25 protein-coding genes are annotated in these 23156 nt (G+C 61.2%); 8 read left to right on the plus strand and 17 right to left on the minus strand.

Going from position 1 to position 23156, the window contains the following annotated elements; all coding sequences use genetic code 11:
• Positions 1-77 precede the first annotated feature (77 nt).
• From arfA to lipA, 3 genes are all read left to right on the plus strand, one after another.
• Positions 78-236: an alternative ribosome rescue factor ArfA gene (gene arfA, locus ACQKIK_RS08110; protein ID WP_021209677.1), complete on the plus strand. Its 159-nt coding sequence runs from the start codon at positions 78-80 to the stop codon at positions 234-236.
• A gap of 60 nt (positions 237-296) precedes the next feature.
• Entirely contained in the window at positions 297-1598 is a 1302-nt protein-coding gene (locus ACQKIK_RS08115; RefSeq protein WP_499135542.1) for a lytic murein transglycosylase, read from the plus strand.
• 277 nt (positions 1599-1875) lie between these two features.
• Positions 1876-2928: a lipoyl synthase gene (gene lipA, locus ACQKIK_RS08120; protein WP_127840198.1), complete on the plus strand. Its 1053-nt coding sequence runs from the start codon at positions 1876-1878 to the stop codon at positions 2926-2928.
• 92 nt (positions 2929-3020) lie between these two features.
• Here the strand turns inward: lipA and lipB are convergent, their stop codons facing one another.
• The 11 genes from lipB to ACQKIK_RS08175 form a co-directional block, all read right to left on the minus strand.
• Complete coding sequence (gene lipB / locus ACQKIK_RS08125) at positions 3021-3677, minus strand: lipoyl(octanoyl) transferase LipB (RefSeq protein WP_045424053.1); 657 nt, start codon at positions 3675-3677, stop codon at positions 3021-3023.
• A 61-nt stretch (positions 3678-3738) separates the two neighbouring features.
• Positions 3739-4023 carry a DUF493 domain-containing protein gene (locus ACQKIK_RS08130; protein ID WP_045424051.1) on the minus strand — a complete coding sequence of 95 codons (285 nt, stop codon included), beginning with the start codon at positions 4021-4023 and terminating at the stop codon, positions 3739-3741.
• 60 nt (positions 4024-4083) lie between these two features.
• Positions 4084-5241: a D-alanyl-D-alanine carboxypeptidase family protein gene (locus ACQKIK_RS08135; RefSeq protein WP_499135543.1), complete on the minus strand. Its 1158-nt coding sequence runs from the start codon at positions 5239-5241 to the stop codon at positions 4084-4086.
• A 75-nt stretch (positions 5242-5316) separates the two neighbouring features.
• On the minus strand, positions 5317-6300 hold the full coding sequence (locus ACQKIK_RS08140; protein ID WP_499135544.1) for a septal ring lytic transglycosylase RlpA family protein: 984 nt from the start codon (positions 6298-6300) through the stop codon (positions 5317-5319).
• The gene (gene mltB, locus ACQKIK_RS08145; protein WP_499135545.1) at positions 6297-7346 is read right to left on the minus strand and encodes a lytic murein transglycosylase B; all 1050 of its coding nucleotides are present in this window, start codon (positions 7344-7346) and stop codon (positions 6297-6299) included. Before mltB ends, ACQKIK_RS08140 begins: the two co-directional genes overlap by 4 nt.
• The gene (gene rodA, locus ACQKIK_RS08150; protein WP_177327056.1) at positions 7328-8431 is read right to left on the minus strand and encodes a rod shape-determining protein RodA; all 1104 of its coding nucleotides are present in this window, start codon (positions 8429-8431) and stop codon (positions 7328-7330) included. The genes mltB and rodA overlap by 19 nt, the downstream gene beginning before the upstream one ends.
• A gap of 38 nt (positions 8432-8469) precedes the next feature.
• Positions 8470-10359, minus strand: a complete 1890-nt coding sequence (mrdA, locus tag ACQKIK_RS08155; RefSeq protein ID WP_499135546.1) for a penicillin-binding protein 2 — start codon at positions 10357-10359, stop codon at positions 8470-8472.
• 16 nt (positions 10360-10375) lie between these two features.
• Positions 10376-10843 (minus strand): 23S rRNA (pseudouridine(1915)-N(3))-methyltransferase RlmH, encoded by a 468-nt coding sequence (rlmH, locus tag ACQKIK_RS08160; RefSeq protein ID WP_499135547.1) that lies wholly within the window; start codon positions 10841-10843, stop codon positions 10376-10378.
• 7 nt (positions 10844-10850) lie between these two features.
• Positions 10851-11210 carry a ribosome silencing factor gene (gene rsfS, locus ACQKIK_RS08165; RefSeq protein ID WP_045424039.1) on the minus strand — a complete coding sequence of 120 codons (360 nt, stop codon included), beginning with the start codon at positions 11208-11210 and terminating at the stop codon, positions 10851-10853.
• Between the two features lie 14 nt (positions 11211-11224).
• Positions 11225-11884 carry a nicotinate-nucleotide adenylyltransferase gene (nadD, locus tag ACQKIK_RS08170; protein WP_064480684.1) on the minus strand — a complete coding sequence of 220 codons (660 nt, stop codon included), beginning with the start codon at positions 11882-11884 and terminating at the stop codon, positions 11225-11227.
• A complete protein-coding gene (locus ACQKIK_RS08175) occupies positions 11884-13149 on the minus strand; it encodes a glutamate-5-semialdehyde dehydrogenase (RefSeq protein ID WP_499135886.1) in 1266 nt (421 codons plus the stop codon). The genes nadD and ACQKIK_RS08175 overlap by 1 nt, the downstream gene beginning before the upstream one ends.
• A gap of 260 nt (positions 13150-13409) precedes the next feature.
• On the opposite strand from ACQKIK_RS08175, the gene ACQKIK_RS08180 reads away from it, so the two are divergent.
• Positions 13410-14729: a bifunctional DedA family/phosphatase PAP2 family protein gene (locus ACQKIK_RS08180; RefSeq protein WP_499135548.1), complete on the plus strand. Its 1320-nt coding sequence runs from the start codon at positions 13410-13412 to the stop codon at positions 14727-14729.
• A gap of 26 nt (positions 14730-14755) precedes the next feature.
• Here ACQKIK_RS08180 and ACQKIK_RS08185 read toward each other — a convergent pair whose 3' ends face one another.
• From ACQKIK_RS08185 to ACQKIK_RS08195, 3 genes are read right to left on the minus strand one after another with little or no spacing between them, the layout of a single operon-like run.
• Positions 14756-15346, minus strand: a complete 591-nt coding sequence (locus tag ACQKIK_RS08185) for an LON peptidase substrate-binding domain-containing protein (RefSeq protein WP_499135549.1) — start codon at positions 15344-15346, stop codon at positions 14756-14758.
• Between the two features lie 9 nt (positions 15347-15355).
• On the minus strand, positions 15356-16066 hold the full coding sequence (locus ACQKIK_RS08190) for an LrgB family protein (protein ID WP_499135888.1): 711 nt from the start codon (positions 16064-16066) through the stop codon (positions 15356-15358).
• A gap of 5 nt (positions 16067-16071) precedes the next feature.
• A complete protein-coding gene (locus tag ACQKIK_RS08195; protein WP_046161765.1) occupies positions 16072-16434 on the minus strand; it encodes a CidA/LrgA family protein in 363 nt (120 codons plus the stop codon).
• Positions 16435-16615: 181 nt separating this feature from the next.
• Here ACQKIK_RS08195 and ACQKIK_RS08200 point away from each other — a divergent pair, with 181 nt between their 5' ends.
• The 3 genes from ACQKIK_RS08200 (at position 16616) to ACQKIK_RS08210 (ending at position 19484) form a co-directional block, all read left to right on the plus strand.
• Positions 16616-17071, plus strand: a complete 456-nt coding sequence (locus tag ACQKIK_RS08200) for a MaoC family dehydratase (protein WP_045424027.1) — start codon at positions 16616-16618, stop codon at positions 17069-17071.
• A 71-nt stretch (positions 17072-17142) separates the two neighbouring features.
• The gene (locus ACQKIK_RS08205) at positions 17143-18822 is read left to right on the plus strand and encodes a C13 family peptidase (protein WP_499135551.1); all 1680 of its coding nucleotides are present in this window, start codon (positions 17143-17145) and stop codon (positions 18820-18822) included.
• Positions 18823-18842: 20 nt separating this feature from the next.
• Positions 18843-19484 (plus strand): oxidoreductase, encoded by a 642-nt coding sequence (locus tag ACQKIK_RS08210; RefSeq protein ID WP_499135552.1) that lies wholly within the window; start codon positions 18843-18845, stop codon positions 19482-19484.
• 78 nt (positions 19485-19562) lie between these two features.
• Here the strand turns inward: ACQKIK_RS08210 and orn are convergent, their stop codons facing one another.
• Complete coding sequence (gene orn, locus ACQKIK_RS08215) at positions 19563-20105, minus strand: oligoribonuclease (RefSeq protein WP_064480689.1); 543 nt, start codon at positions 20103-20105, stop codon at positions 19563-19565.
• Positions 20106-20133: 28 nt separating this feature from the next.
• The gene (locus ACQKIK_RS08220) at positions 20134-20943 is read right to left on the minus strand and encodes a class I SAM-dependent methyltransferase (RefSeq protein ID WP_499135553.1); all 810 of its coding nucleotides are present in this window, start codon (positions 20941-20943) and stop codon (positions 20134-20136) included.
• A 127-nt stretch (positions 20944-21070) separates the two neighbouring features.
• Here ACQKIK_RS08220 and rsgA point away from each other — a divergent pair, with 127 nt between their 5' ends.
• Positions 21071-22102: a small ribosomal subunit biogenesis GTPase RsgA gene (gene rsgA, locus ACQKIK_RS08225; RefSeq protein WP_128120695.1), complete on the plus strand. Its 1032-nt coding sequence runs from the start codon at positions 21071-21073 to the stop codon at positions 22100-22102.
• Between the two features lie 35 nt (positions 22103-22137).
• Here the strand turns inward: rsgA and motB are convergent, their stop codons facing one another.
• The gene (motB, locus tag ACQKIK_RS08230; RefSeq protein WP_499135554.1) at positions 22138-23148 is read right to left on the minus strand and encodes a flagellar motor protein MotB; all 1011 of its coding nucleotides are present in this window, start codon (positions 23146-23148) and stop codon (positions 22138-22140) included.
• Positions 23149-23156 lie beyond the last annotated feature (8 nt).

Consider the following 23156-nt stretch of genomic DNA (forward strand, 5'->3'; position numbering starts at 1 on the left):
ACCGTCCAGGTCTGGACATTTTTTATACAGTCCCTATGATGCCCCCGGCTGACCCATAGCAACCGAGAGGGTAATCGATGAGCAAGCAACGAAAGCGGCCAAACAAGGCCAAGAGTCTGGTGGCCCAACCCCTATTCCGCAGCCGCCAGGAACAGCCTAAAAAAGGCAAAGGCAGCTACCGCCGTGAAGCCTCCCAGTCCACCAACTGGGAGGCTTCGGTCCTTCTGGCGGCTTGAAAAGCCAAGTCACTCAAAGCGTGATAATGTCACGTGCCGATGACCTGCCGAGAGTGGTGCATGCTTTACACCTTCGTTCCCGTCCTGCTGCTGCGTACCCTGATTGCCGGATCAGCCCTGAGCATCATGGTCGCCTGCGCCGCCGAACCGGTCGCACCGAGCGCGCTGGCCTCCGCTAGCCCTCCATCCCCTAGCACCGTCGAACTCACCGCCTTGTCATCCGAAGCCGAGCCTGAACAGCTGAGCTTCGCAGAATGGCGCAACAGGTTTCGTAGCCAAGCCCTTAACGCGGGTATCTCGGCGCAGGTCTTCGACCGTGCCTTTGCAGGCGTCACGCCTGATCCAAGCATCATCATCGCTGATCGCAGCCAGCCGGAATTCACCCGCCCGGTCTGGCAGTACTTGGATGGCGCCCTGTCGAAACAGCGTGTCGATCGCGGCAGACGTCTGCTCGAGCAGCACCAAGCGACGCTGAACGATATAGAAGCGCGTTACGCTGTTGATCGTAATATGCTGGTCGCGATCTGGGGTCTTGAAAGCAGCTACGGGCAGATCATGGGCGACAAGGGCGTGATCCGTTCGCTCGCCACACTGGCACATGAGGGTCGACGCCCTGGATTTGCCAAAAGCCAGCTGTTGGCGGCCTTGGAAATCCTCCAGCACGGCGATGTAAGCGCAGATCAGCTGAGGGGATCCTGGGCCGGCGCCATGGGACAGACCCAGTTCATCCCGACCACCTATAACACCCACGCGGTGGATTTCGACGGCGATGGCCGCCGGGATATCTGGAGCAGTACCGCCGACGCCCTGGCATCAGCCGCACATTATCTGCAAGCCTCTGGCTGGAAAGCCGGGCAACCGTGGGGCTTCGAAGTCACCTTGCCGGAAGGATTCGACTACGCCCAGGCCGACAATGCTATCCGCAAGCCAGTATCCGAATGGCGTCAACTGGGACTAACCGGACTGCCGTCGGGTACCGCCATGGATGGCGCAAGCGCGACGCTGTTGCTTCCCGCCGGGTACCGCGGCCCAGCATTTCTGGTCCTGGATAATTTCCGCGCGATACTGCGATACAACAATTCATCGTCCTATGCGCTGGCGATCGGCCTGCTGTCGGAGCGCTTCGATGGCGCCGGCAGGGTCCGTGCAAACTGGCCACAAGGGGAGCAGCCCTTGAGCCGCTCAGAGCGTCTCGAGCTGCAGGAACGCCTTTCCAACCGAGGCTTCGATCCAGGCACTGCAGACGGCATCATCGGTGCCAACACCCGCAGCGCTATCCGCGGCTTCCAGCAACAGCTCGGCTGGCCCGCCGACGGGCATCCGACGCAGGAATTGCTGGGACGGCTGCGCGCAGAGCCTTAGCGAGCATGGCCGAACTCATCGGCCATGCACTGCACCAAGCCGCTCGGCTCCGCAACCGGGTGACTCGCATTTGTTGGCAAACAAAGTGACGGTAGCGCAGGTAAACGCGAATAGGACACTCGTGCACGACCAGATCGCCTGTGCGGCTCCCCGCTGCGGCGATGTCGATCCGTGCATGCCTCGTCACGCAGACTGACCGGTCAGCGCCTGTGATAAACTGCGCGGCGGCCACAAGCCGTCTCGTCCCACGGAGCCTCTAGCGGAGCCCAGATTGCCGATGTCCGATATCTCCCAGCCCAAAACCGTTGCCAGCGGCGATAAATTCCGAACCACTCAGGGCATCACCGCGATCAAGGACGGGCAAAAACGCCGCGCCTCAAGCGAACCCCAGGTGTTCGAACCCAAACCCAAGTGGCTGCGGGTCAAGGCGCCCAGCGGCAGCCGCTTCGAAGCGGTCAAGCGCAACGTAGGCGAGCACCGCCTCAGTACCGTATGCCAGGAGTCGCACTGCCCGAACATGGGCGAATGCTGGTCCAACGGCACCGCTACCATCATGCTCATGGGCTCGGTGTGCACCCGCGCGTGCCGCTTCTGCGCGGTGGATACTGGCAACCCCAACGGCTGGCTGGATCAGGAGGAGCCACAGAACACCGCCAAGTCGGTGGAACTCATGGCGCTGCGCTATATCGTACTGACCTCGGTGGACCGTGACGATCTTGACGACGGCGGTGCCGCGCACTACGCCGCCTGTGTGCGCGCAATCAAGGAGCGCACCCCGCAGGTGGTCGTTGAGGCCCTGACTCCAGACTTCGACGGCGACCTGCAAGCCATCGAACGCGTGGCGGACTCTGGCCTTGAAGTCTTCGCGCAGAACGTCGAGACGGTCAAGCGCCTGACCCATGAAGTGCGCGACCCTCGCGCCGGCTATGAGAAGACCCTTCGCGTGCTGGAGCATGCCAAGCGCCATCGCCCGGAGATGCTGACCAAAACCAGCCTGATGCTGGGCTTGGGCGAAAGTGACGAGGAAGTGCTGCAGACTATGGATGACCTGCGCGCCATCGGCGTCGACATCCTCACCCTCGGCCAGTATCTGCAGCCGACCCGCAACCACCTGTCGGTCAAGCGTTGGGTCAGTCCCGAAGAATTCAACCGTTTCCGCGATATCGGGCTGGAAAAGGGCTTTATGGAAGTCGCCGCCGGCCCGCTGGTGCGCTCCAGCTACCGAGCCGACCGGGTGTTCGAGAAGAACAACCTGGGCTTGGCCGCTCCGGTGCCGGTACCGGGCCAGCCGTTCGACAGCAGCCTAATACCAACCCTCAATCTGAACTGATCGTGCCGAACATCGCCTACCCTTCTATCTTGACTGGGTAGGCGTTTTATATCCGTCATGCCCCGCTGACATATTGTATAAGCCTGCCTTAGCTAGCTTATTGCTGCGCCTGTGAGGGTCTGCTGCTGCGCGTAGCCGAGGTGCTTGACCAGCTGTTCACGCAGGCGGGCACCAACCTCGGCAAAGGCTACCGGCCCCTCAACCAGATCGGCTAATTGGGTCATAGCCATGCCGGCGTAGCCGCAAGGATTGATCCGCCCGAAGGGTTCCAGGTCCATGTCCACATTGAGCGCCAGGCCATGGAACGAGCGTCCGTTACGAATGCGCAGGCCGAGGGACGCGATCTTCGCACCCTCGACGTACACGCCAGGCGCGTCCGGTTTGGCCAAGGCCTGCACATCGTAGCTGGCAAGCAAATCGATCAGGCTCTGTTCGATGCGGCTGACCAGTTCGCGCACACCAAAGCCTAGCCGACGGACGTCCAGCATCAGGTAGCACACCAGTTGCCCGGGGCCATGATAGGTCACCTGTCCACCCCGATCTGCCTGTATCACGGGGATATCGCCGGGCAACAGCAGGTGCTCGGCCTTGCCGGCCTGCCCCTGGGTGAACACCCGCGGATGCTGCAGCAGCCAGATCTCATCAACAGTGTCCGGCTGCCGTTCGTTGGTAAAGCGCTGCATGGCTTGCCAGGCGACGGGATAGTCCACCAGACCGAGCTCACGCACCCCCAGCAGCGAGATACTCATGACTAAGCACCTGCGCCTGGAGGACTTACAACCAGACGTGCATTGGTGGGATGCCGGCCCATTACAACACCATGTGCACGCGCCCGGTGGCGCGCAGATCCACATGGATCGCTTGCAACTGCTCGACACTCGTCGCCGTAATCAGTACCTGCACGGATAGAAAACGTCCGTTACGACTGTCGCGGCTTACCAACGTAGTTTCATCAAAATTCGGCGCATGCCGGCGGATCACTTCTACCACCGTCTCGCTGAAGCCTTCGCCCGCATCGCCGATCACCTTGATCGGATAGCGCTCGCAGGGGAACTCGATTTTGGGTGCTTGTGTTTCGCTTTTGCTTTCGGTCATGGCAACAGACTCATGATCCGCAAGCGCGCCCGGCGAATAGCGAGGGCACGCTCCAGAGGTTCAGTTAAAGAGGTTGAAGAAGAACAGCTGAATGCTATCCCATAGACGGCTGAACAACCCACCTTCCTCTACCGCCTGCAAAGCAATCAGGTCAGTGCTTTGCAGCACCTCGCCATCGAGACTTACCTCGACCTTGCCGATTACATCACCCTGCTGGATTGGCGCGGTGAGTTCGGAATTAAAGGTAAGGCCGGCCTGGAGTTTGTCCATCTGTCCACGCGGCAGCGTCATGGTCAGGTCGTTCGCCAGTCCAGCACTGACCTGGTCCTGCTGGCCCTTCCAGACACGGGACGTCGCCAGCTCAACACCCTTCTGATAGAAGGTCCGGGTCTCGAAGAAGCGGAAGCCATAGGTCAGCAGTTTCTGCGTCTCGGCGGCACGTGCCTGCTCACTGTTGGTGCCGAAGACAGCGGTGATCAGACGCATGTCATCCCGAACTGCGGAGGCGACCAGGCAGTAGCCAGCCTCTTCGGTATGGCCGGTCTTCAAACCGTCGACGGTCTTGTCGCGCCACAGTAGAAGGTTGCGGTTGGGCTGTTTGATGTTGTTCCAGAAGAATTCCTTCTGGGCATAAATGCCGTAGTGTGCGGGATCCTCATGAATGATCGCGCGGGCCAGCTTGGCCATATCGGCGGCGGAAGAATAGTGTTCTGGATGAGGCAGCCCTGTGGCATTCATGAAGTGCGTATTGGTCATGCCCAGTCGCTGAGCCGTGCTGTTCATGAGGTCGGCAAAGGCCTCTTCGCTGCCGGCAATATGTTCTGCCATGGCCACGCTGGCGTCATTGCCAGACTGAATAATGATGCCGTGCAGCAGATCGTCTACCGAAACCTGCGTATTGACCTGGATGAACATCCGCGAGCCACCGGTGCGCCAGGCTTTTTCGCTAATAGTCACCATGTCGCTTTCGGAAATCTGCCCCTTCTTGATTTCCAGCGTGGCGATATAAGCCGTCATCAGTTTTGTCAGACTGGCCGGCGGCAGGCGTTCATCACCAGCATTCTCGACCAGCACCTTGCCGCTGGCGGCATCCATCAAAACGTAGGACTTGGCCGCCAGCTGTGGCGGTGAAGGAATGATCGGCTCGGCCCAGGCGGTGGGCGCTACGGCCAGCACGGTGAGAAGGAACAGCCGGTGCACGAAGGTGGTGATAGTCATTGCGCTCTCAAAAAGGTGGGTGTGGCAAAAACGGTTACAGGTCAGCGTCGCTTATCGATCAGCGATGATCAGCCTTCAATCGCCGCGTACTCGGCGCGGGTTTCCCAAATTGGCGAGACGGACGCTCTGTTCGAGCTGTGTGGCTTCATCGGGGGAATCGATTGGCCCTAGGCGCACCCGGTGCAGAATCTGCTCTTGGTGCACAACCGAACTCACGAATACCGGCGCTTCGGTCAGACTGCTGAGCTTGTCGCGCAGCAACTGAGCGGCATCAGGGTTGGCAAACGCACCGACCTGGAGATAGACACCGGTCCCGCTTGCAGCGCGCTTGTCGCCGGTTTCAACCTCCATCGGCACGGTGGCGCCAGCATGCTGTGTGGGTGGCGGCGTGTATTGTTCGACAGGTTGCGCCAGCGCAGCAGCCGAGGGTTTGGCGACCTTTTGCGGCTGGGCCAGGACCATAGGCGCCGGCCTGCCTCGCTCGGCCCACCATCGCTCGGGGTCGATACCTTCGACCTTGACCCGTGCGGTCCCGTTTTCTGCATAACCCAGTTTCTTCGCCGCCGCGAACGACAGGTCGATGATCCGATCCGAGTAGAACGGACCGCGGTCATTGACCCGCAGCACCACTGTCTTGCCGTTGTCGAGGTTGGTTACCCGAACATAGCTGGGCAGCGGCAGCGTTTTGTGCGCCGCGCTCATGCCGTACAGATCGTATTTTTCGCCGTTGGCGGTCGGCTGACCATGAAACTTGGTGCCGTACCAGGATGCCGTTCCGGTCGCCCGATAGTTGCGCCCGTCACCGATGGGGTAATAGGTTTTGCCCAGCACGGTATAGGGATTGGCCTTGAACGGGCCGTTGTGCGGCGTGGGTGTTGCGTCAGGGATACGGGACACGTCGACATCCCACCAAGGCGCGCCGTCCTTGTGCGGCCGCGAGTAGTCACCTGGACCACTGATAGCTGCACTTTTGGTGGGGGCCGGCGACGGTGTCGGCGCCGACGAGCATCCGACAACCAGCACAGCGACAATCGCTACCGCCAGCAAACGAGAGGTCATTGCGCACCCCGCGCCTGGAGCAATTGCTCGGAAAGCTGATGGACAGCCATCGCGTACATCACGCTGCGGTTATAACGGGTAATGACATAGAAGTTGGGCAAGCCGACCCAGTACTCGTCGCCGTCAGCCCCGTCCAGACGAAAGGCAGTTACCGCAATGTCGTTGGCCATCTCCGTTTCGGCCGGCCATTGCCAACCCAGCTCGCGCAATTCAGCGGCCTTCAGGACCGGTTCAAGCCCCTCGGTCAGACCTTCGCTATGCCGCTCGCCACTTACTGTGGCCCGCGCCACCACCGGTGCACCAGCGGTCCAACCGTGTTGTTTGAAATAATTGGCGGCGCTGCCGATGGCGTCGACAGGGTTCTTCCAAATGTCGATACGTCCGTCCGCATCGAAATCCACGGCATAGGCGCGGAAGCTACTCGGCATGAATTGCGGCAGCCCCATGGCACCGGCGTAAGAACCGGTCAGTGTCAGTGGGTCGACTTGCTCTTCACGGGCCAGCAACAGGAATTCCTTTAGCTGCTGACGGAAGAATGGCTGGCGCGGTGGATAGTCGAAGCCCAGGGTCGACAAGGCATCTATGACGCGATAGTTACCGGTGTTGCGGCCATAAAAGGTTTCGACGCCGATGATGGCGACGATAACCTGTGCCGGCACACCAAATTCCTGTTCGGCTCGCGCCAGCGCTGCCTCGTTCTCGCGCCAGAAATCCACACCCTGAGCGACCCGTGAATCGGTCATGAAGATCGGCCGATATTCTTTCCACGCCTTGACCCGTTCTGCCGGCCGGGAGATAGCATCGAGAATCACCTGTTTGCGCTCTGCCTGCGCCAGCACTTCGATCACCTGCTCACTGGCGAACCCATAGTCCTGGGTCATTTCGCGCACAAAATCTTCGACTTTTTCGCCTTGATAATCTGCCGCAAAAACCGCCGGAGCATGTCCGAACGCTGCGAAAAAACCCGCTCCGCAGAGCGCTCGCGTCAACCAGCCACGTCGTAATCGATCCAAGAAATTCACTCTAGTCAAACCTGTGCGATCCATTTGCGATGGGTGTGGATCGACATCAAAACCCCGAACCCTGATAGCAGGGTTACCAATGAAGTGCCACCAAAACTGATGAAGGGCAACGGCACCCCTACCACCGGCAACAGACCGCTGACCATGCCGATGTTGATGAATACGTAAACGAAAAAGGTCATCGTCAGCGCACCGGCCAGCAACTTGCCAAACAGGGTCTGCGCCTGAACGGTAATGACCAGGCCGCGCATGATCAGCAGCAAATAAAGCAGCAGCAGCAAGCAGACGCCCACTAGGCCGAACTCCTCAGCCAGAACCGCAATAATAAAGTCCGTATGGCTTTCCGGCAAAAAATCCAGATGGGACTGGGTGCCCAGCAACCAACCCTTGCCAAACACACCGCCTGAACCAATCGCCGCCTTCGACTGGATGATGTTCCAGCCGGTTCCCAGCGGGTCGCTTTCTGGGTCGAGGAATGTATGCACGCGCTGTTTCTGGTAGTTGTGCAGAACGAAATACCACATAGCCACGGCGATCGGCACCAGCGCCGCAACTGCGCTCAGAATCCAACGCCAGCGCAGCCCGGCGATGAACAGCACGAAAGCACCGGAGACCAGCACCAGCAAGGAAGTGCCCAGATCCGGCTGCTTGAGGATCAGCACGAAGGGCGTGAGGATCAGGCCAAGGCTGACCATGGTGTGCTTGATGCCTGGCGGCAATGCGCGCGCGGATAAATACCAGGCGATCGTCATCGGCATGATGATTTTCATGAACTCGGACGGCTGGAAGCGAATCACGCCAGGGATATTGATCCAGCGGGTCGCGCCCATCGCGGTGTATCCGACGAATTCCACCGCGACCAGCAGCGCGACAACCGCCAAGTAGCCAGCCGGGACCCAGCGCGCCATGAATCTTGGTTCCAGCTGAGCGATGACCAGCATGGCGCCCAGGCCGAAGCCATAGGAAGTCGCCTGCTTGATCAGCAGATCGACGTTTTTGCCGCCGGCCGAATAAAGAACGAACAAGCTGCCGGCCGCTAGCGTCAGCAGAAGCAACAGCAGCACCCCATCGATATGCATGCGCTGTAACAGCGTCGCCCGACGGCGCATCACATCGGTGGTTGAAAGCGTGCGGTCAAATGTTCCGCTCATGGCTTGGGCCCCTGTGCCGCCAGCGCCGGCGCATACTCGGCCTTCAGCTCGCCCGCCTCGTTCAACAGCCAGGCGTCCATGATCTGCTTGGCCACCGGAGCCGCGACGCCAGACCCAGACTCACCGTTCTCGACCATCACAGCCACTGCTATCTGCGGGTCATGCACGGGGGCGAAGGCGACGAACAAGGCGTGGTCACGATGGCGTTCGGCGAGTTTGCCGCTGTCATACTTCTCGCCCTGCTTGATGGCCACCACCTGCGCCGTACCGCTTTTACCGGCGATAAGGTACGCGGCGGTATCGCCTACTTTCTTTGCCGTGCCGCGAGGGCCGTGCAGCACCTTCACCATGCCGTTGATGGAGGCATCCCAGTAACTTGGGTCGCGGAGCTGAATATCAGGCATCGGTTCCGGATCGACAGGCATTTCACCTTCGATGCTTTTCGCCAGGTGCGGTCTGATCCATTTGCCGTGAGTCGCCATCAACGCGGTAGCCTGGGCCAGCTGCAACGGAGTGGTCTGCATGTAGCCCTGACCGATGCCGAGGATAACGGTCTCGCCCGGGTACCAGGCCTGCCGGTAACGGCCACGCTTCCAGTCTCGCGACGGCATCAGGCCAGCGGTCTCCTCGAACATATCCAACGCAACGCGCTGGCCGAGGCCAAAGCGACTCATGTAGTCATGCATACGGTCGATGCCCATCTTGTGGGCAAGGTCGTAAAAGTAGGTGTCGTTCGACCGCATGATCGCTGTTTCCAGATCCACCCAGCCGTCGCCGCCGCGATTCCAGTTCCGATACTTGTGCTTTACATTGGGCAGTTGAAAGAAGCCGGGGTCGAACACGCGACTGTTCTCGGTTACCACACCGGTATCCAGCCCAGCCACCGCCATCATCGGCTTGATCGTTGACCCCGGTGGGTACAGCCCACGCAACACCCGGTTGAACAGCGGCTGATCGATCGAGTCACGCAACTCGCCGTAAGCCTTGAAGCTGATGCCGGTCACGAACAGGTTGGGATCGAAGCTGGGCTGGCTGACCATTGCCAGCACCTCGCCGGTCGACGGCTGCAAGGCGACGATGGCGCCGCGACGTCCCGCCAACGCGGCTTCGGCCGCCTCCTGCAGCTCAAGATCGAGCGTCAGGGTGATGTCCTTGCCCGGAATAGGATCGGTGCGCTTGAGTACCCGCAGCACCCGACCCCGAGCGTTGGTTTCGACTTCCTCGTAACCCACCTGACCGTGCAGGACATCTTCATAGAAGCGCTCGATGCCGGTCTTGCCGATATGGTGGGTGCCGCTGTAGTTGACCGGATCAAGCTGCTTGACCTCCGCCTCGTTGATCCGACCGACGTAGCCGACCGAGTGCGCGAAATGCTTGCCCTGTGGGTAGTGTCGAACCAGTTGCGCCGCCACCTCCACGCCGGGCAGACGGAACTGATCCACCGCGATGCGGGCGATCTGCTCTTCCGACAACTCGTACATGATCGGCACCGGCTCGAATGGCCTCCGCCCCTGAAGCACGCGCTTTTCGAAGAGCGCACGCTCTTCGCTGGAGAGCTCCAGCACCTCGACCACCGTGTCGAGTGTCTTGCGCCAATCTTCAGCTCGCTCGCGAGTCACCGTAAGACTGAAGCTCGGCCGGTTGTCGGCGATGAGTTTGCCAGTCCGGTCGAAAATCAGCCCGCGATTCGGTGGAATCGGCTGGACGTGAACACGGTTGCTTTCGGATAGCGTCGAGTGATGCTCGTACTGCACGACCTGCAGGTAGTAAAGCCGCGCAATCAAGGCGCCGATCAGGAGCAGCACCAAAACCCCGCCCACAATCACCCGCTGACGCACCAGGCGGGCGTCCTTTTCGTGGTCCTGGAGAGGGATCGACTTGGACATCTTGGGTTTGGCTGTACTACTTGTGGTAAGGGTGACCCGACAGCAACGTCCAGGCGCGATAGATCTGCTCGCCGATAAGAATGCGCACCAGCGGATGGGGCAATGTCAGCGGCGACAGCGACCAGCGCTGCTCGCTGCGGGCACACACCTCAGGGGCCAGCCCTTCCGGGCCACCCACCATGAGATTGACATTGCGCGCATCGAGCCGCCATCGCTCCAGCTCGCTAGACAGTTGCTCGGTGCTCCACGGCCGCCCCGTCACTTCAAGCGTGACGATGCGCTCGCCGGGTTGCACCTTCGCCAGCATGGCCTCGCCTTCCTGACGAATCAACCGCGCCACGTCGGCATTCTTGCCACGGGTGTTAAGCGATATTTCATGAAGCTCCAAAGGCAGCTCAGACGGCAGGCGCTTGGCATATTCTTGCCAACCGTCCTCCACCCAGCGCGGCATCTTCGAACCCACCGCAATCAGCTTGATCCGCACGGATCGACTATTCCTGTTCGCCCGCGTGCTGCGCACGGCTCTGCTCGGCGCCTTGCCAGAGGCGCTCGAGATCGTAGAACTGGCGAGTTGGCACCTGCATCACATGCACCACCACATCACCCAGGTCGAGCAGAGCCCATTCGCCTCCGTCCAGGCCTTCGCTACCAAGAGGGCGTACGCCCTGCTCCTTGACCTTCTCGAGCACGTTCTCGGCGAGCGATTTCACGTGACGGCTGGACGTGCCGCTAGCGATAACCATGAAGTCGGTGACGCTGGTCTTGCCACGGACATCGATAGTCGTGATATCGGTGCCTTTCAGATCTTCCAGGGCGCTAACGGCCAGCTGGGCCAACGAATCATTTTGCATAATGTGAAACAACCTCAGTTCGACGCCCGGTACAGTCCGTGCGCGTTGATATAAGCCAGCACGGCGTCCGGTACGAGAAAGCGTACAGACCGGCCGCTGGCCAGAAATTGACGAATACGTGTTGCCGACACCCCTAGCGGGGCCTGCCAGACGAAAGCAATTTGCCCACCGCTGCCGGTAAGCGTCAGCGGATCGTTCACGCTGCGTGCCGCCAGCAGGTCCCGCAGTGCTTCCGGCGACTCGCTGTCGGCATCCGGCCGTTGCATGACCAGAATATGGCAATGATCGAGCAGCTCATCCCAGCGATGCCAACCGGGAAGCCCGCAGAAGGCATCCCAACCCATGATCAGAAAGACCTGATCGTCATCATCCAGCTCGGCACGCAAAGACTCCAGCGTGTCGATGGTGTAAGACGGCTTGTCACGCTCCAACTCGCGTGCATCGACCGAAAGCGGAGCCAAGTCCTGCACCGCCAGCCGAACCATGCTCAAGCGATCCTGCGCAGTGCTGTATGGCGTTTCACGGTGCGGTGGTCGGTAGTTAGGGACCAGGCGAACCTCGTCGAGGCCGACCATTTCTGCTACTTCCAGAGCGCCGCGTAAATGCCCGATATGCACCGGGTCAAAGGTGCCACCGAGAAGGCCGATGCGCCGAGGGGTGCCAGTTGCCCTCATCAAGTACGCACGTGGCCGTCGCCGAATACCACGTACTTCTCGCTGGTCAGTCCTTCCAGGCCGACCGGACCACGGGCGTGCAGTTTATCGGTGGAAATGCCGATCTCAGCGCCCAACCCGTACTCGAAGCCATCGGCAAAACGAGTGGAGGCGTTGATCATTACCGACGCCGAATCGACCTCAGTAATGAAGCGCCGCGCATCGGTGAAGTTTTCAGTGACGATCGCGTCAGTGTGCTGCGAACCGTAGCGGTTGATGTGCTGGATCGCTTCATCCAGGGAATCGACAATGCGGATCGACAGGATCGGCGCGTTGTATTCGGTGGACCAATCCTCTTCGCTCGCAACCAACACATCGCTACCAAGCAATTCACAGGTCCGAGGGCAGCCACGCAGTTCGACGCCCTTCTCCCGGTAGATGGCTGCTAGCGGCGGCAACGCGCGAGCGGCGATGGATGCATGAACCAACAACGTTTCCATGGTGTTGCACGGCGCATAGCGCTGGGTCTTGGCGTTGTCGGCGATGCGAACAGCCTTGTCGAGGTCGGCCGCCCGATCGATGAACACGTGGCAGATTCCGTCCAGATGCTTGATCACCGGCACCTTGGCGTCGCGACTGATGCGCTCGATCAGCCCCTTACCACCGCGCGGCACGATCACATCCACGTATTCCGGCATGGTAATCAATGCCCCAACGGCGGCGCGGTCGGTGGTCTCGACAACTTGCACCGCAGCAGCTGGCAGTTGGGCCTCGGCTAGGCCCAGTTGAATGCAGCGAGCAATGGCCTGGTTCGAGTGGATCGCTTCCGAGCCGCCACGCAAAATAGTGGCGTTGCCCGACTTGAGACACAGGCTGGCGGCATCGATGGTCACGTTGGGCCGTGACTCGTAGATGATCCCAACCACGCCCAGCGGCACGCGCATCTTGCCAACCTGAATGCCAGAAGGCAGATAGCGCATGTCGCGGATCTCACCGATGGGGTCAGGCAGGTTCGCGACCTGGCGCAGCCCCTCGATCATGTCGTCGATGCGCGCAGGCGTAAGCGCCAGACGATCGAGCATGGCCTCGTCCAGACCATTGGCACGCCCGGCCTCGAGGTCCTCACGATTGGCACGGACCAGCTCCTCACGCGCGGCGTCAAGCGCGGCGGCGGCGGCTTGCAAGGCCCGGTTCTTCTGCGCTGTGGTGGCGCGCGCTAGCACGCGCGACGCCTCGCGCGCGGCGCGACCGAGGCGGGTCATGTAGTCGAGTACGGACTCGGTCATGGTCTGGCTGGCCTGACTGAAGGGAAAGCGGCTGATTATAGCCACCCACGCGCCTCACGCACAGCGGCGCCGGGCGAATGGCAGAAAAGCATCCGACTGCAGGTCACCCCACCGAATGTGCAGCTGACCACCCAAGCGCGACGAAATCCGCCGTTTGATCAGTGACCGCTCCAGGCTATTCCCAGCGCTATCATGACCAGACGCTTGAAACCCCGGCGCCAGGTGCCGGGTCGAAGCGTTTCGGACCAAGGAAAACAACCATGCCGGAATGGCTTACCGCACTCTCCAATTGGCTCACTGAGCACCCACAATGGCTTGGCCTTAGCCTGTTTGTAGTCGCCTGTCTCGAATGCCTCGCCATTGTTGGCTTGCTGATGCCCGGCACCGTGCTGGTGTTTGCCATTGCGGTCGTCGCCGGCAGTGGCGTGCTGAGCCTCGGCGAGACACTGCTCCTCGGCTATGCCGGCGGTCTACTTGGCGACCTGCTCTCATACGGGCTGGGGCGCCGCTATCATCAAAATATTCGCAGTATTCGCGGCCTGCGCGACCACCCAGAATGGCTGACACGCGCCGAGTTGTACTTCGAGCGCTACGGCATCGCCAGCCTGCTTGTAGGACGGTTCATCGGTCCGCTGCGCCCCATGTTGCCGGTGACCGCGGGCATGCTCGACATGCCGTTCGGGCGCTTTCTCCTGGTTAGCCTGGTCGCCGCGGCTGGCTGGTCGATGGCCTATCTGCTGCCGGGCTGGGCGGCGGGTGCAGCCGTGCGACTGCCCTTGCCAGAGGGTTTCTGGAGCGAGGCGGGCGTTGTAACCGCCGCTCTGCTTCTGCTCGTCGGCGGCGTGGTGCATGGCAGCCTGCATCAGATGCGCTGGGTGACCCCGCTTGCCGCAGGCCTCAGCGCAGCCGTTCTAATTGGACTGTTCATTGGTTGGCCCTACCTGGTGGAACTCGACGAAGGGCTGATGACGGTCATTCAGGGTGAGCGCAGCCCGATCTTCGACCGTTTCATGGTCGTGGTCACACGAGCTGGCGACTTCCAAACCCAGCTGTGGGCCGCCGTGTTGCTGAGTCTGTTGTTAATCGCCACAAAACGGTGGCGCGCTGCAGCGTTCACCATTCTCACGCTGCTGGGCACCGCGCTGGCCAACGGCGCACTTAAAGCGACCTTCGGCCGCATCCGCCCGGAAATTCTGTTGGAGCCCCTACACAGCTTCAGCTTCCCCAGCGGTCACAGCTCGGCGGCATTCGCCTTTTTTCTCACCCTTGGGGTTCTCGCCGGCAGGGGCCAGCCACCGCGCCTGCGCCTGGCCTGGGTGCTATTGGGCGTATTGCCGGCCACCGCAATTGCACTGTCGCGTGTCTATCTCGGCGTTCACTGGCCAACCGATGTGATCGCTGGCGCGGTGTTGGCAGCCAGCATTTGCGCGGCGAGCCTGACCCTTGTGCAATGGCGCGCACCGATGACGGCACTGTCGCCGAAAATATGGTGGCTCATCCTGCCGGCCACCCTGGGACTGATTGGCGCCTTTGCGATCTGGGCATTGCCAGGCGCCATGCTGCTCTATCGCTACCAGTAGTGCCGCCACGCCATTAAGGCGCCTTACTATTCGACCGCCTCGCCCTGCAGTTGCTCCAGCCAGCATTGAATCCGCTGCAATTGCAGCGCTGGATCGTCAAGCTGCAACAGTTCGATTTTCTGCTCCGGCTGAAAGGGCAGCAGGTAGGCCAGCTGATGCGCCAGCGAGCGCTGGCCCTGCGCGGCACTGCCCATCCCCAGTGCTTCAACCAGCGGATGCTGACCGAGCGCCTCCAGCAGAATAGCCAGATCAAGATGCTCATCCTTCAGCGGCAGGTCGTCCCCCTCCTCGCGCCAGTTGATCTCGGCAACGGTCAGCTGATCACGCTGCACCTCGGCCGACAACACATCGAAGCGACGGCCGCCCTCGACTCGTATGCCCAACAGGCCATTGGGTCGCTGTTGCCAATCGCGAATCAATGCCTCACAGCCGGTCAGGGCATATTCGCTCGGCGCCAACCCCACCTCGCTGCCCTCGATGAGACGCACCACACCGAAGCCATGTCCGGCCTTCATGCAGCTGCTGACCATATCCAGATAGCGCGCCTCGAAGAGCTGCAGATCAAGGGTGCACCCGGGAAACAAAACGGTATCGAGCGGAAACAACGGTAGCTTCATTCAAACTCCTTACGACAGCATCAGCACGGCCAAAGGCAGCAGCACTGCAGTCATCACGCCCATCAGGCTCATGGCCAGTGCCGCAAAGGCGCCGCACTCGTCGCCTTCCTGCAATGCCTGGGCAGTCCCCACCGCATGCGCAGTCAGACCCAGCGCCATGCCTCGGGCGGCAGGATGCTGAACGCCAAACCTGCGCAACAGTTCCGGGCCGATGATCGCGCCGATGATACCCGTGATCATCACGAAGACAGCTGCCAGCGCCACCACGCCGCCGATCTGCTCGGCCACCAGCATGGCGATAGGCGAGGTAACCGACTTGGGCGCCAGGGTCATCAGGATCATCTGGTCGGCACCAAAGACCCACGCCAGCGTCATGCCCAGCGCCGTAGCGCCGGTGCCGGCCAGTAGCAGGGTGAGCATGATAGGCCAGAACAGTTCGCGGATCCTCCGCAGATTGAGGTACAGCGGCACCGCGAGTGCCACGGTAGTCGGCCCAAGGAGCACGGTCAGCATCTGGGCGCTGTCGCGGTACTCCTCATAGCTCAGACCGCAAAGCACAAGCGTACCGACCACCACCACCATCGACACCAGCACTGGCTGCAGAAATACCCAGTGGGTTTTTTCGTAGGCCGCATAGGCCAGCTGAAAAGCCGCCAAAGTGATCGCCACGCCAAACAAGGGGTGATGAATGACCGCATCCCAAGCCGCCTGCCACTGCATCGCGATCATGCGCGACCTGCCTTGCGCTGCTGACGGCGAATCAGCGTTTGCATCAGCCAGCCGGTAAACACCAACGACACCACCAGCGAGAGCACCAGTACGCCGACGATGGCCCAGAAATCCTCGAGAATCGCCCCGGTATAGGCCATCACACCCACAGCGGGCGGCACCAGCAACAAGGGCAGATAACGCAACAGACTACTCGCGGCGACCTGCAGCGATTCACTCGCTTGCCCGCGAGCCAGCAGCGCTACGAACAGCAACAGCAAGCCAATGATTGGCCCCGGCAGCATTGGCAGAACCATTACGTTGAGCGCAGTGCCAAGCAGTTGGAACAGCAGCAGCCAGGTTAGTCCGCGTAGCAGCATGGAAGCCTCCAGAGCAAAGGAGCGCAATTATAAGCATCTCGCCACAACGACACCCGCAACAGCTCCCTATCAGCCTATGGCGCGCCATTCGCACGAACCATGCTTGGTTGATTCGCCCTCGGCTGCGTGCTGATCTAGCGTTGCGTCACATCCGCACAAAACAACAAACACCGGAGGATATATGCCGCAAGTACCCGTAGCAGAACTCAAGGACTACATTGGCAAAGAGCTAGGCCACTCCGAATGGTTCACCGTCGATCAGCAGCGAGTCGACCAGTTCGCCGATTGCACCGGTGATCACCAGTTCATCCACATCGACCCGGAAAAAGCTGCGCAAACCCCGTTCGGTGGCACCATCGCCCACGGCTTCCTGTCGCTTTCGCTATTGCCGATGTTGATGGACGAATTGATGATTCGCCCTGAAGGAACCAAGATGGGCGTCAACTACGGGCTCGACAGCCTGCGCTTCATCCAGCCAGTCAGGGTCGGCTCGCGGGTTCGCGTTGCAGCGACGCTACTCGACGCCTACGAGAAGAACCCGGGACAGTGGCTGCTCAAGTCGCGCGCTGTGATGGAAATCGAGGGCGTGGAAAAGCCCGCCTACATTGCTGAGACCCTGGCGCTCTGCTTTGTCTGACCAGACGGGCGCAGTTGCCGCACCCCGCTGAGTTTGCGGCATACTGCGGCGTCACCCCTCTGGAAAGCCGCATGCGCCAACTCGCTCCACTTCTGTTCGCCTGTTTTTTGAGCGCCTGCGGTGATGGCGAACCGTTGTTGCCTGCCGACGCCGTGCTGCCTGATGGTGGTCGTTACCGGGGCGAGTTCATCGATGGCCTGCTGCAGGGCGAAGGGCGTATCGACTACCCCAACGGCAGCCATTACCTCGGATCGTTCAAGGATGGACAGTGGCACGGTCAAGGCGTCTGGCAAGGCGCTAATGGCGACCGCTACGAAGGCTCCTTCAAACAAGGTCTGTTCAATGGCCAGGGCCGCTTCAGCTACGCCACGGGTGGCGTCTATGAAGGGCATTTCGAGCAGGGAAGTCTCAACGGCACGGGCCGCTACAGCGAACCCGGTCTGAGCTACGAAGGTGGGTTCAAGGATGGCCTCTATCACGGCACCGGCAAATTGCAGGAAGCAGAGGGCATCAGCTACGAGGGCGAATTCGGCGAAGGCCAGCCCGACGGCGAGGGCACCCGCAGCGACACCAGTGGAGTATTCAGCGGCACCTTCACCGACGGCCGACTCAGCGGTGACGGCGTTTACCGTAGCAACGACGGCGAGCATTACCTCGGCCAGTTTCAGGACGACCTTTTCCATGGCCAGGGGCGCTACGAAGATGCTGCCGGAAATGTCTGGAGAGGCACCTTCAAACACGGCGAACTAAGCGGCAACGGCGAATATGTCGGCATCGATGGTACGCACTACAGCGGACAGTTCACACGCTGGCAGTACAACGGCGAAGGGAATCTGCGCCAGCCGGACGGCGCTCAGTACGTCGGTCGCTTCCAGGCAGGCCAGTTCGATGGGCCGGGAACCCTCATCCTCGCCGATGGCACCAAGCGGAGCGGTACGTGGCGGGCCGGCCGCCTAAGCCAAGATGCTCAAGGCAAGCGCCTCGCCGACCCACTGGAGATAGGCCTGCTGCATCAGGGCCAGCTGTTGGCGGACGCACTTGACGCAGTGCCGCCATCGACCCCGGCGGCAGAGCTCTACAGCCTGACCCTGGCAGGCGATGGACAGCAAAGTGTGTTTCTGCGCGAGGTCGACTACGTGGACGACCTGCTGGCTGAACGTTTTGCCGCGCGCGGTCAGATCAGTTTGGTCAACCACCGCGACCACTTCGCCGACCGGCCACTGGCTACTCGCGAAAACCTTTCCCGCGCGATTGCCCGGCTGGCCGAGCGCAGCGGCCCGGAAGACCTGATCTTCATCTACTTGACCAGTCACGGCTCGGCAGACCATCAGTTGGTCCTCGCGCAACCCCGGCTGGCGCTAGAGGACTTGCCAGCCGCCGACCTGTCGGCGCTGATGCAGCCACTTGCCGAACGCAACAAGATCATTGTGATCTCTGCCTGCTATTCCGGCGGGTTCATCGAGCCGCTGAAAAGCCCCAACACGCTCATCATTACCGCAGCTCGTGCCGACCGCGTGTCGTTTGGCTGCTCCGAGGAGAGCGACTTCACCTACTTCGGCCGCGCTCTATTTGCCGAGGCCTTGCAGGAAACTCCGGATATTGTGCAGGCATTCACGCTGGCACAGGCGAGGGTTGCCGAACGGGAACAAGCCGACCACTATCAAGCTTCGGAGCCGCAGATATGGGCGCCCGAGCAGGTTGTCGAACGCTGGCGAGTGCTGAGCAGACAGCAACCAGCGCCATCTGACTGATCGTTACAGGAAGCCAAACCATGTATCTGACGCCACAGCGTATTTTGCTTGCCGGCGCCACCGGGCTAACCGGCGAGCACCTGCTCGACCGCCTGCTCAACGAACCCACAGTAGAGTGCGTGCTCGCCCCCAGCCGCAAGCAATTAGCCACCCACCCGCGGCTTGAGAACCCGATTGGCCCGCTGCAGACGCTGCTGCCGGAGCTGTCGGGTGACATCGACACCGCGTTTTGCTGCCTGGGTAGCACGCTGAAGGAAGCAGGCAGCCAGAACGCCTTTCGCGCCATCGACCATGACCTGGTTGTCGCCTTCGCCAAACGCGCTCGGGAGATGGGCGCGCGACACCTGCTGGTAATCAGCTCGCTGGGAGCCGACCCCGCCAGTTCTATTTTTTACTGCCGTGTCAAAGGCGAGATGGAGCAGGCGCTAAGCGCCCAGAACTGGCCGCAACTGACCATCGTGCGACCTTCGCAGCTGCTCGGGCCACGCATGCAGGTCCGCCCAGTCGAACGGCTGACCGCCCCGCTGTCCTATCTGCTGCCCGGCAAATACAGGGGTATCTCTGCCTGCACTCTGGCGCGGGCGCTCTGGCGCCTGGCGCTGGAGGAAGGCGAAGGTACGCGGGTGGTTGAGTCAGACGAACTGCGAAGACTTGGCCGGTAACCGTTTCAAGCTGCGCTGATGCCGCACGCAGCTTGTGTAAACCACGCATTTTTCCGGTTTTGCCATGCTTCGGCGTGATCAGTGCTTGATGAAGTGCTCGCGGTAATGGCGCAGCTCGGCAATCGACTCGCGGATGTCGTCCAGCGCCAGGTGCGTACCACCTTTCTTGAAGCCAGCCAGTACCTCAGGCGCCCAGCGCGCGGCCAATTCTTTGAGCGTCGAAACGTCCAGGTTGCGGTAGTGAAAGTAGGCTTCCAGGCGCGGCATACGGCGGTATAGGAAACGCCGATCCTGGCAGATGCTGTTACCGCAGATCGGCGACTTGCCCTTAGGCACCCACTGCTCGAGAAACGCCAGCGTCTGCGCCTCGGCGTCCTCGGTAGTGATCTGGCTGTCGCGCACCCGCTGAGTCAAGCCGGAACCGCCATGCTGGCGCGTATTCCACTCGTCCATACCGGCGAGGACTTCATCGCTCTGATGGATGGCGATGACCGGCCCTTCGGCCAGCACGTTGAGCTGACTGTCGGTAACGATGGTTGCCATTTCGATGATGACGTCGTTGTCAGGATCCAGACCGGTCATTTCCAGATCGATCCAGATGAGATTTTGCGGGTTCTGCATGGTGAACTCCTTGGCTGTGGCGCGCAGTTTAGCCGCTCGCGGAGCGGCCGTCAGGTTGCGGGGCCGCCCCGGGCCGCCAGATCAGCAGGCGTGAACGCCGCCAGTCATCGATGGGCAGAGTTTCCTGCGCTTCAACGCCAGGCACCTCGAAGCTGTTACTGATCAACAGCGCATCCGGACTCATCTCGGCCCGAGCCTTCTGCCACAACGCGGGCATGGGAGCAGGCGAGAGAAAGCAATAGACCACATCGTAGCCGGCCAGCGGTTCGCGCCAGAAGCTGCGAAAACGCACCCGGCAGTTGCGCTGGAACAAACAGCGCAACCAGCACAATGTAAAGGTGAGCGGCGCCGTCTCGACACCGACGAAACGTGCCGATGGGTAAAGCCGCGCCAACCGCAGGAGGGTGCCGCCGAGCCCACTGCCCAGATCAACGAAACTGAACCCATCGGGCAGCGCCTGTAGCCGTTGCGCCAGCTGCTGCTCGGCAACCGAACCCGTGAGATACAAGGGAACCCGCTCGGTCAGGGCGTTCCAGTTCAACATCAGCAGGATTAGAAAGCCGACCAGCAACAACCAGGGTGGCAGCGCATGGTCTTGAAGAAGCACCAGCCCCGGCACGAAGCCAAGATTGATTGGCAGCCACCAGCGCGACAATCCGAGGCGCTGACCGATCAATGCAGCAACCGCACCTTGCAGACAGGCAGCCCCTAAAAGGCTGAGGTGCCAGCCCAGCAGTCGCGCCAATACGAGCAGCAACAGCCAACATAGCAGCAGCGACAGCAGTTGACTGAGCAGCGCCAGCAAGGCGGGATAACGAGTAAGTGAGGAGACAGGCATGGGCGCTGGCCGCCAACGGTAGAGACGGCCTAGTCTACCGGCCAAAAGCCCAGCAAAAACAGGCCCGCAGCCTGTACTCACGTGCATGTTAGACTCGCCCTCTTTTTCATACCTGGGCACCCACGCAATGGCCAAACGCCAACTCAACCGCCGGCAAAGCTGGCGCATCGAGAAGATCCAGGAAGAACGCGCCACACGCGCGGCGCGGCGGGAATCACGCACAGTGGAAGAGCTCGAGGGCGGCGATCTCGGCCCGGAACAGACCGGCCTGGTCATCGCTCACTTCGGCGTGCAGGTTGAAGTTGAGGCTCAGGAAGGCGAGCACGGCGGTCAGGTGTTCCGCTGCCACCTGCGTGCAAACCTGCCAGCGCTGGTGACCGGCGATCGAGTGGTCTGGCGTCCAGGCAACCAGGGCATCGGTGTAATCGTTGCGCAACTGCCGCGTCAGTCCGAGCTCTGCCGGCCAGACACTCGCGGTCAGCTCAAGCCAGTGGCCGCCAACGTCGACCTGATCGTCATCGTTTTCGCCCCGTTGCCGGAGCCGCACGCCAATCTCATCGACCGCTACCTGATCGCAGCCGAGCATGCCGGTATCACGCCGCTATTGCTGCTGAACAAGGCAGACCTGATTGATGCCCAGAACGAAGGTGCACTCAACGCCCTGCTGGCGGTCTACCGCACCCTGGGCTATCCCCTGATGGAGGTGTCCGCGCATGACGGTGCCGGCATGGAGGCGCTGCAAGCGCGCCTCGACGGGCACGTCAGCGTATTCGTCGGCCAGTCCGGGGTGGGCAAATCGTCGCTGGTGAACAGCCTTTTGCCTGGCGTCGACACCCGGGTGGGTGCGCTGTCAGAGATGACCGGTAAGGGAACGCATACCACCACGACCGCGCGGCTGTTTCATTTCCCCGGCGGTGGTGAGCTAATCGACTCCCCGGGCATCCGCGAATTCGGCCTGGGCCACGTAAGCCGCTCTGATGTCGAGGCCGGCTTCATCGAGTTCCAGGACCTGCTGGGTCACTGCCGCTTTCGCGACTGCAAGCATGACCGTGAGCCGGGCTGCGCGTTGCTCAAGGCACTGGAGCAGGGGCAAATCCAGCCACAACGCATGGCCAGTTATCGACATATCATCAGTAGCCTACCGGAAGCCGACTACTGACGCTTGCTTGACCAGAAGCGATTGAGCCGCCCGGCTCAGTTGCCGCCAGGCTGGTCGAATTGCAGCACACCGTCCTCGAAGATGTTCAGCCGCTCGCGCAACTGCGGTGCTTGCAGCGGCGCGGAAGGCGCTGCCGAGGGCGCGGACGTATCGCCTGCGGACGTGGGCTCTGACGCTGCGTCTTTCCCCGTGGAGTCCGACTGCTCACCCTCGATATCGCGCTGCGCTTTCTTGGTCAACACCAGGATATCGATGCGGCGATTGACGGGATTCAGCGGGTCCTCCCGATCAAACAAGGCCGAAGAGGCATAGCCCACCACCCGGGCAATCTGTTCCTCTGGATAGCTGCCCGCAACCAAGGCGCGCCGAGCCGCATTGGCCCGCCCTGCCGACAACTCCCAGTTACCAAATTCGCCGCGCCCAGAATAGGGCTTGGCATCGGTGTGCCCGCTGACGCTGATCTTGTTCGGCACCGCACGAATGGTATCGGCCATGGCCAGCAGAATATCTTCGAAGTACGGCTGCAACTGGGCACTGCCTAGGGCAAACATAGGACGATTGGCCGCATCCATGATCTGAATGCGCAAGCCGTCCTGAGTGATCTCGAACAGGATCTGGTCCTTGAAGCGGGTCAGCTCCGGATTTTCGTCAACCTTGTTCTGAAGTTCCTGAAGCAACAGATCCAGACGTTCGCGCTCCAACTGCTCGGCGAAGGTTTCCGCCTGCTCCGCATCCATCGCTGCGTCGGTCTGCTGCACTGACGGGTCGACGACGTCATTGAGCGTGCGGTCCGGCGCAGGCGTTGGGGTGCCGCCCAGATCGATCACATGCGGACTGGCGCTTTCAGTGAAGCCAATCGGGTCCTGGAAATAGCCCGAAATCGCACGTTTCTGTTCGGGCGTGGCCGAGGACATCAGCCACATCACCATAAAGAACGCCATCATGGCGGTCGCAAAGTCGGCGAAGGCAATCTTCCAAGCGCCACCGTGGTGGCCCGCGGCGACCTTCTTGATCCGCTTGACGATGATTGGTTGGGTATTGTCCATGATTGCGC

This window comes from Pseudomonas sp. NPDC047961 (assembly GCF_050272435.1).
Lineage (GTDB): Bacteria > Pseudomonadota > Gammaproteobacteria > Pseudomonadales > Pseudomonadaceae > Stutzerimonas.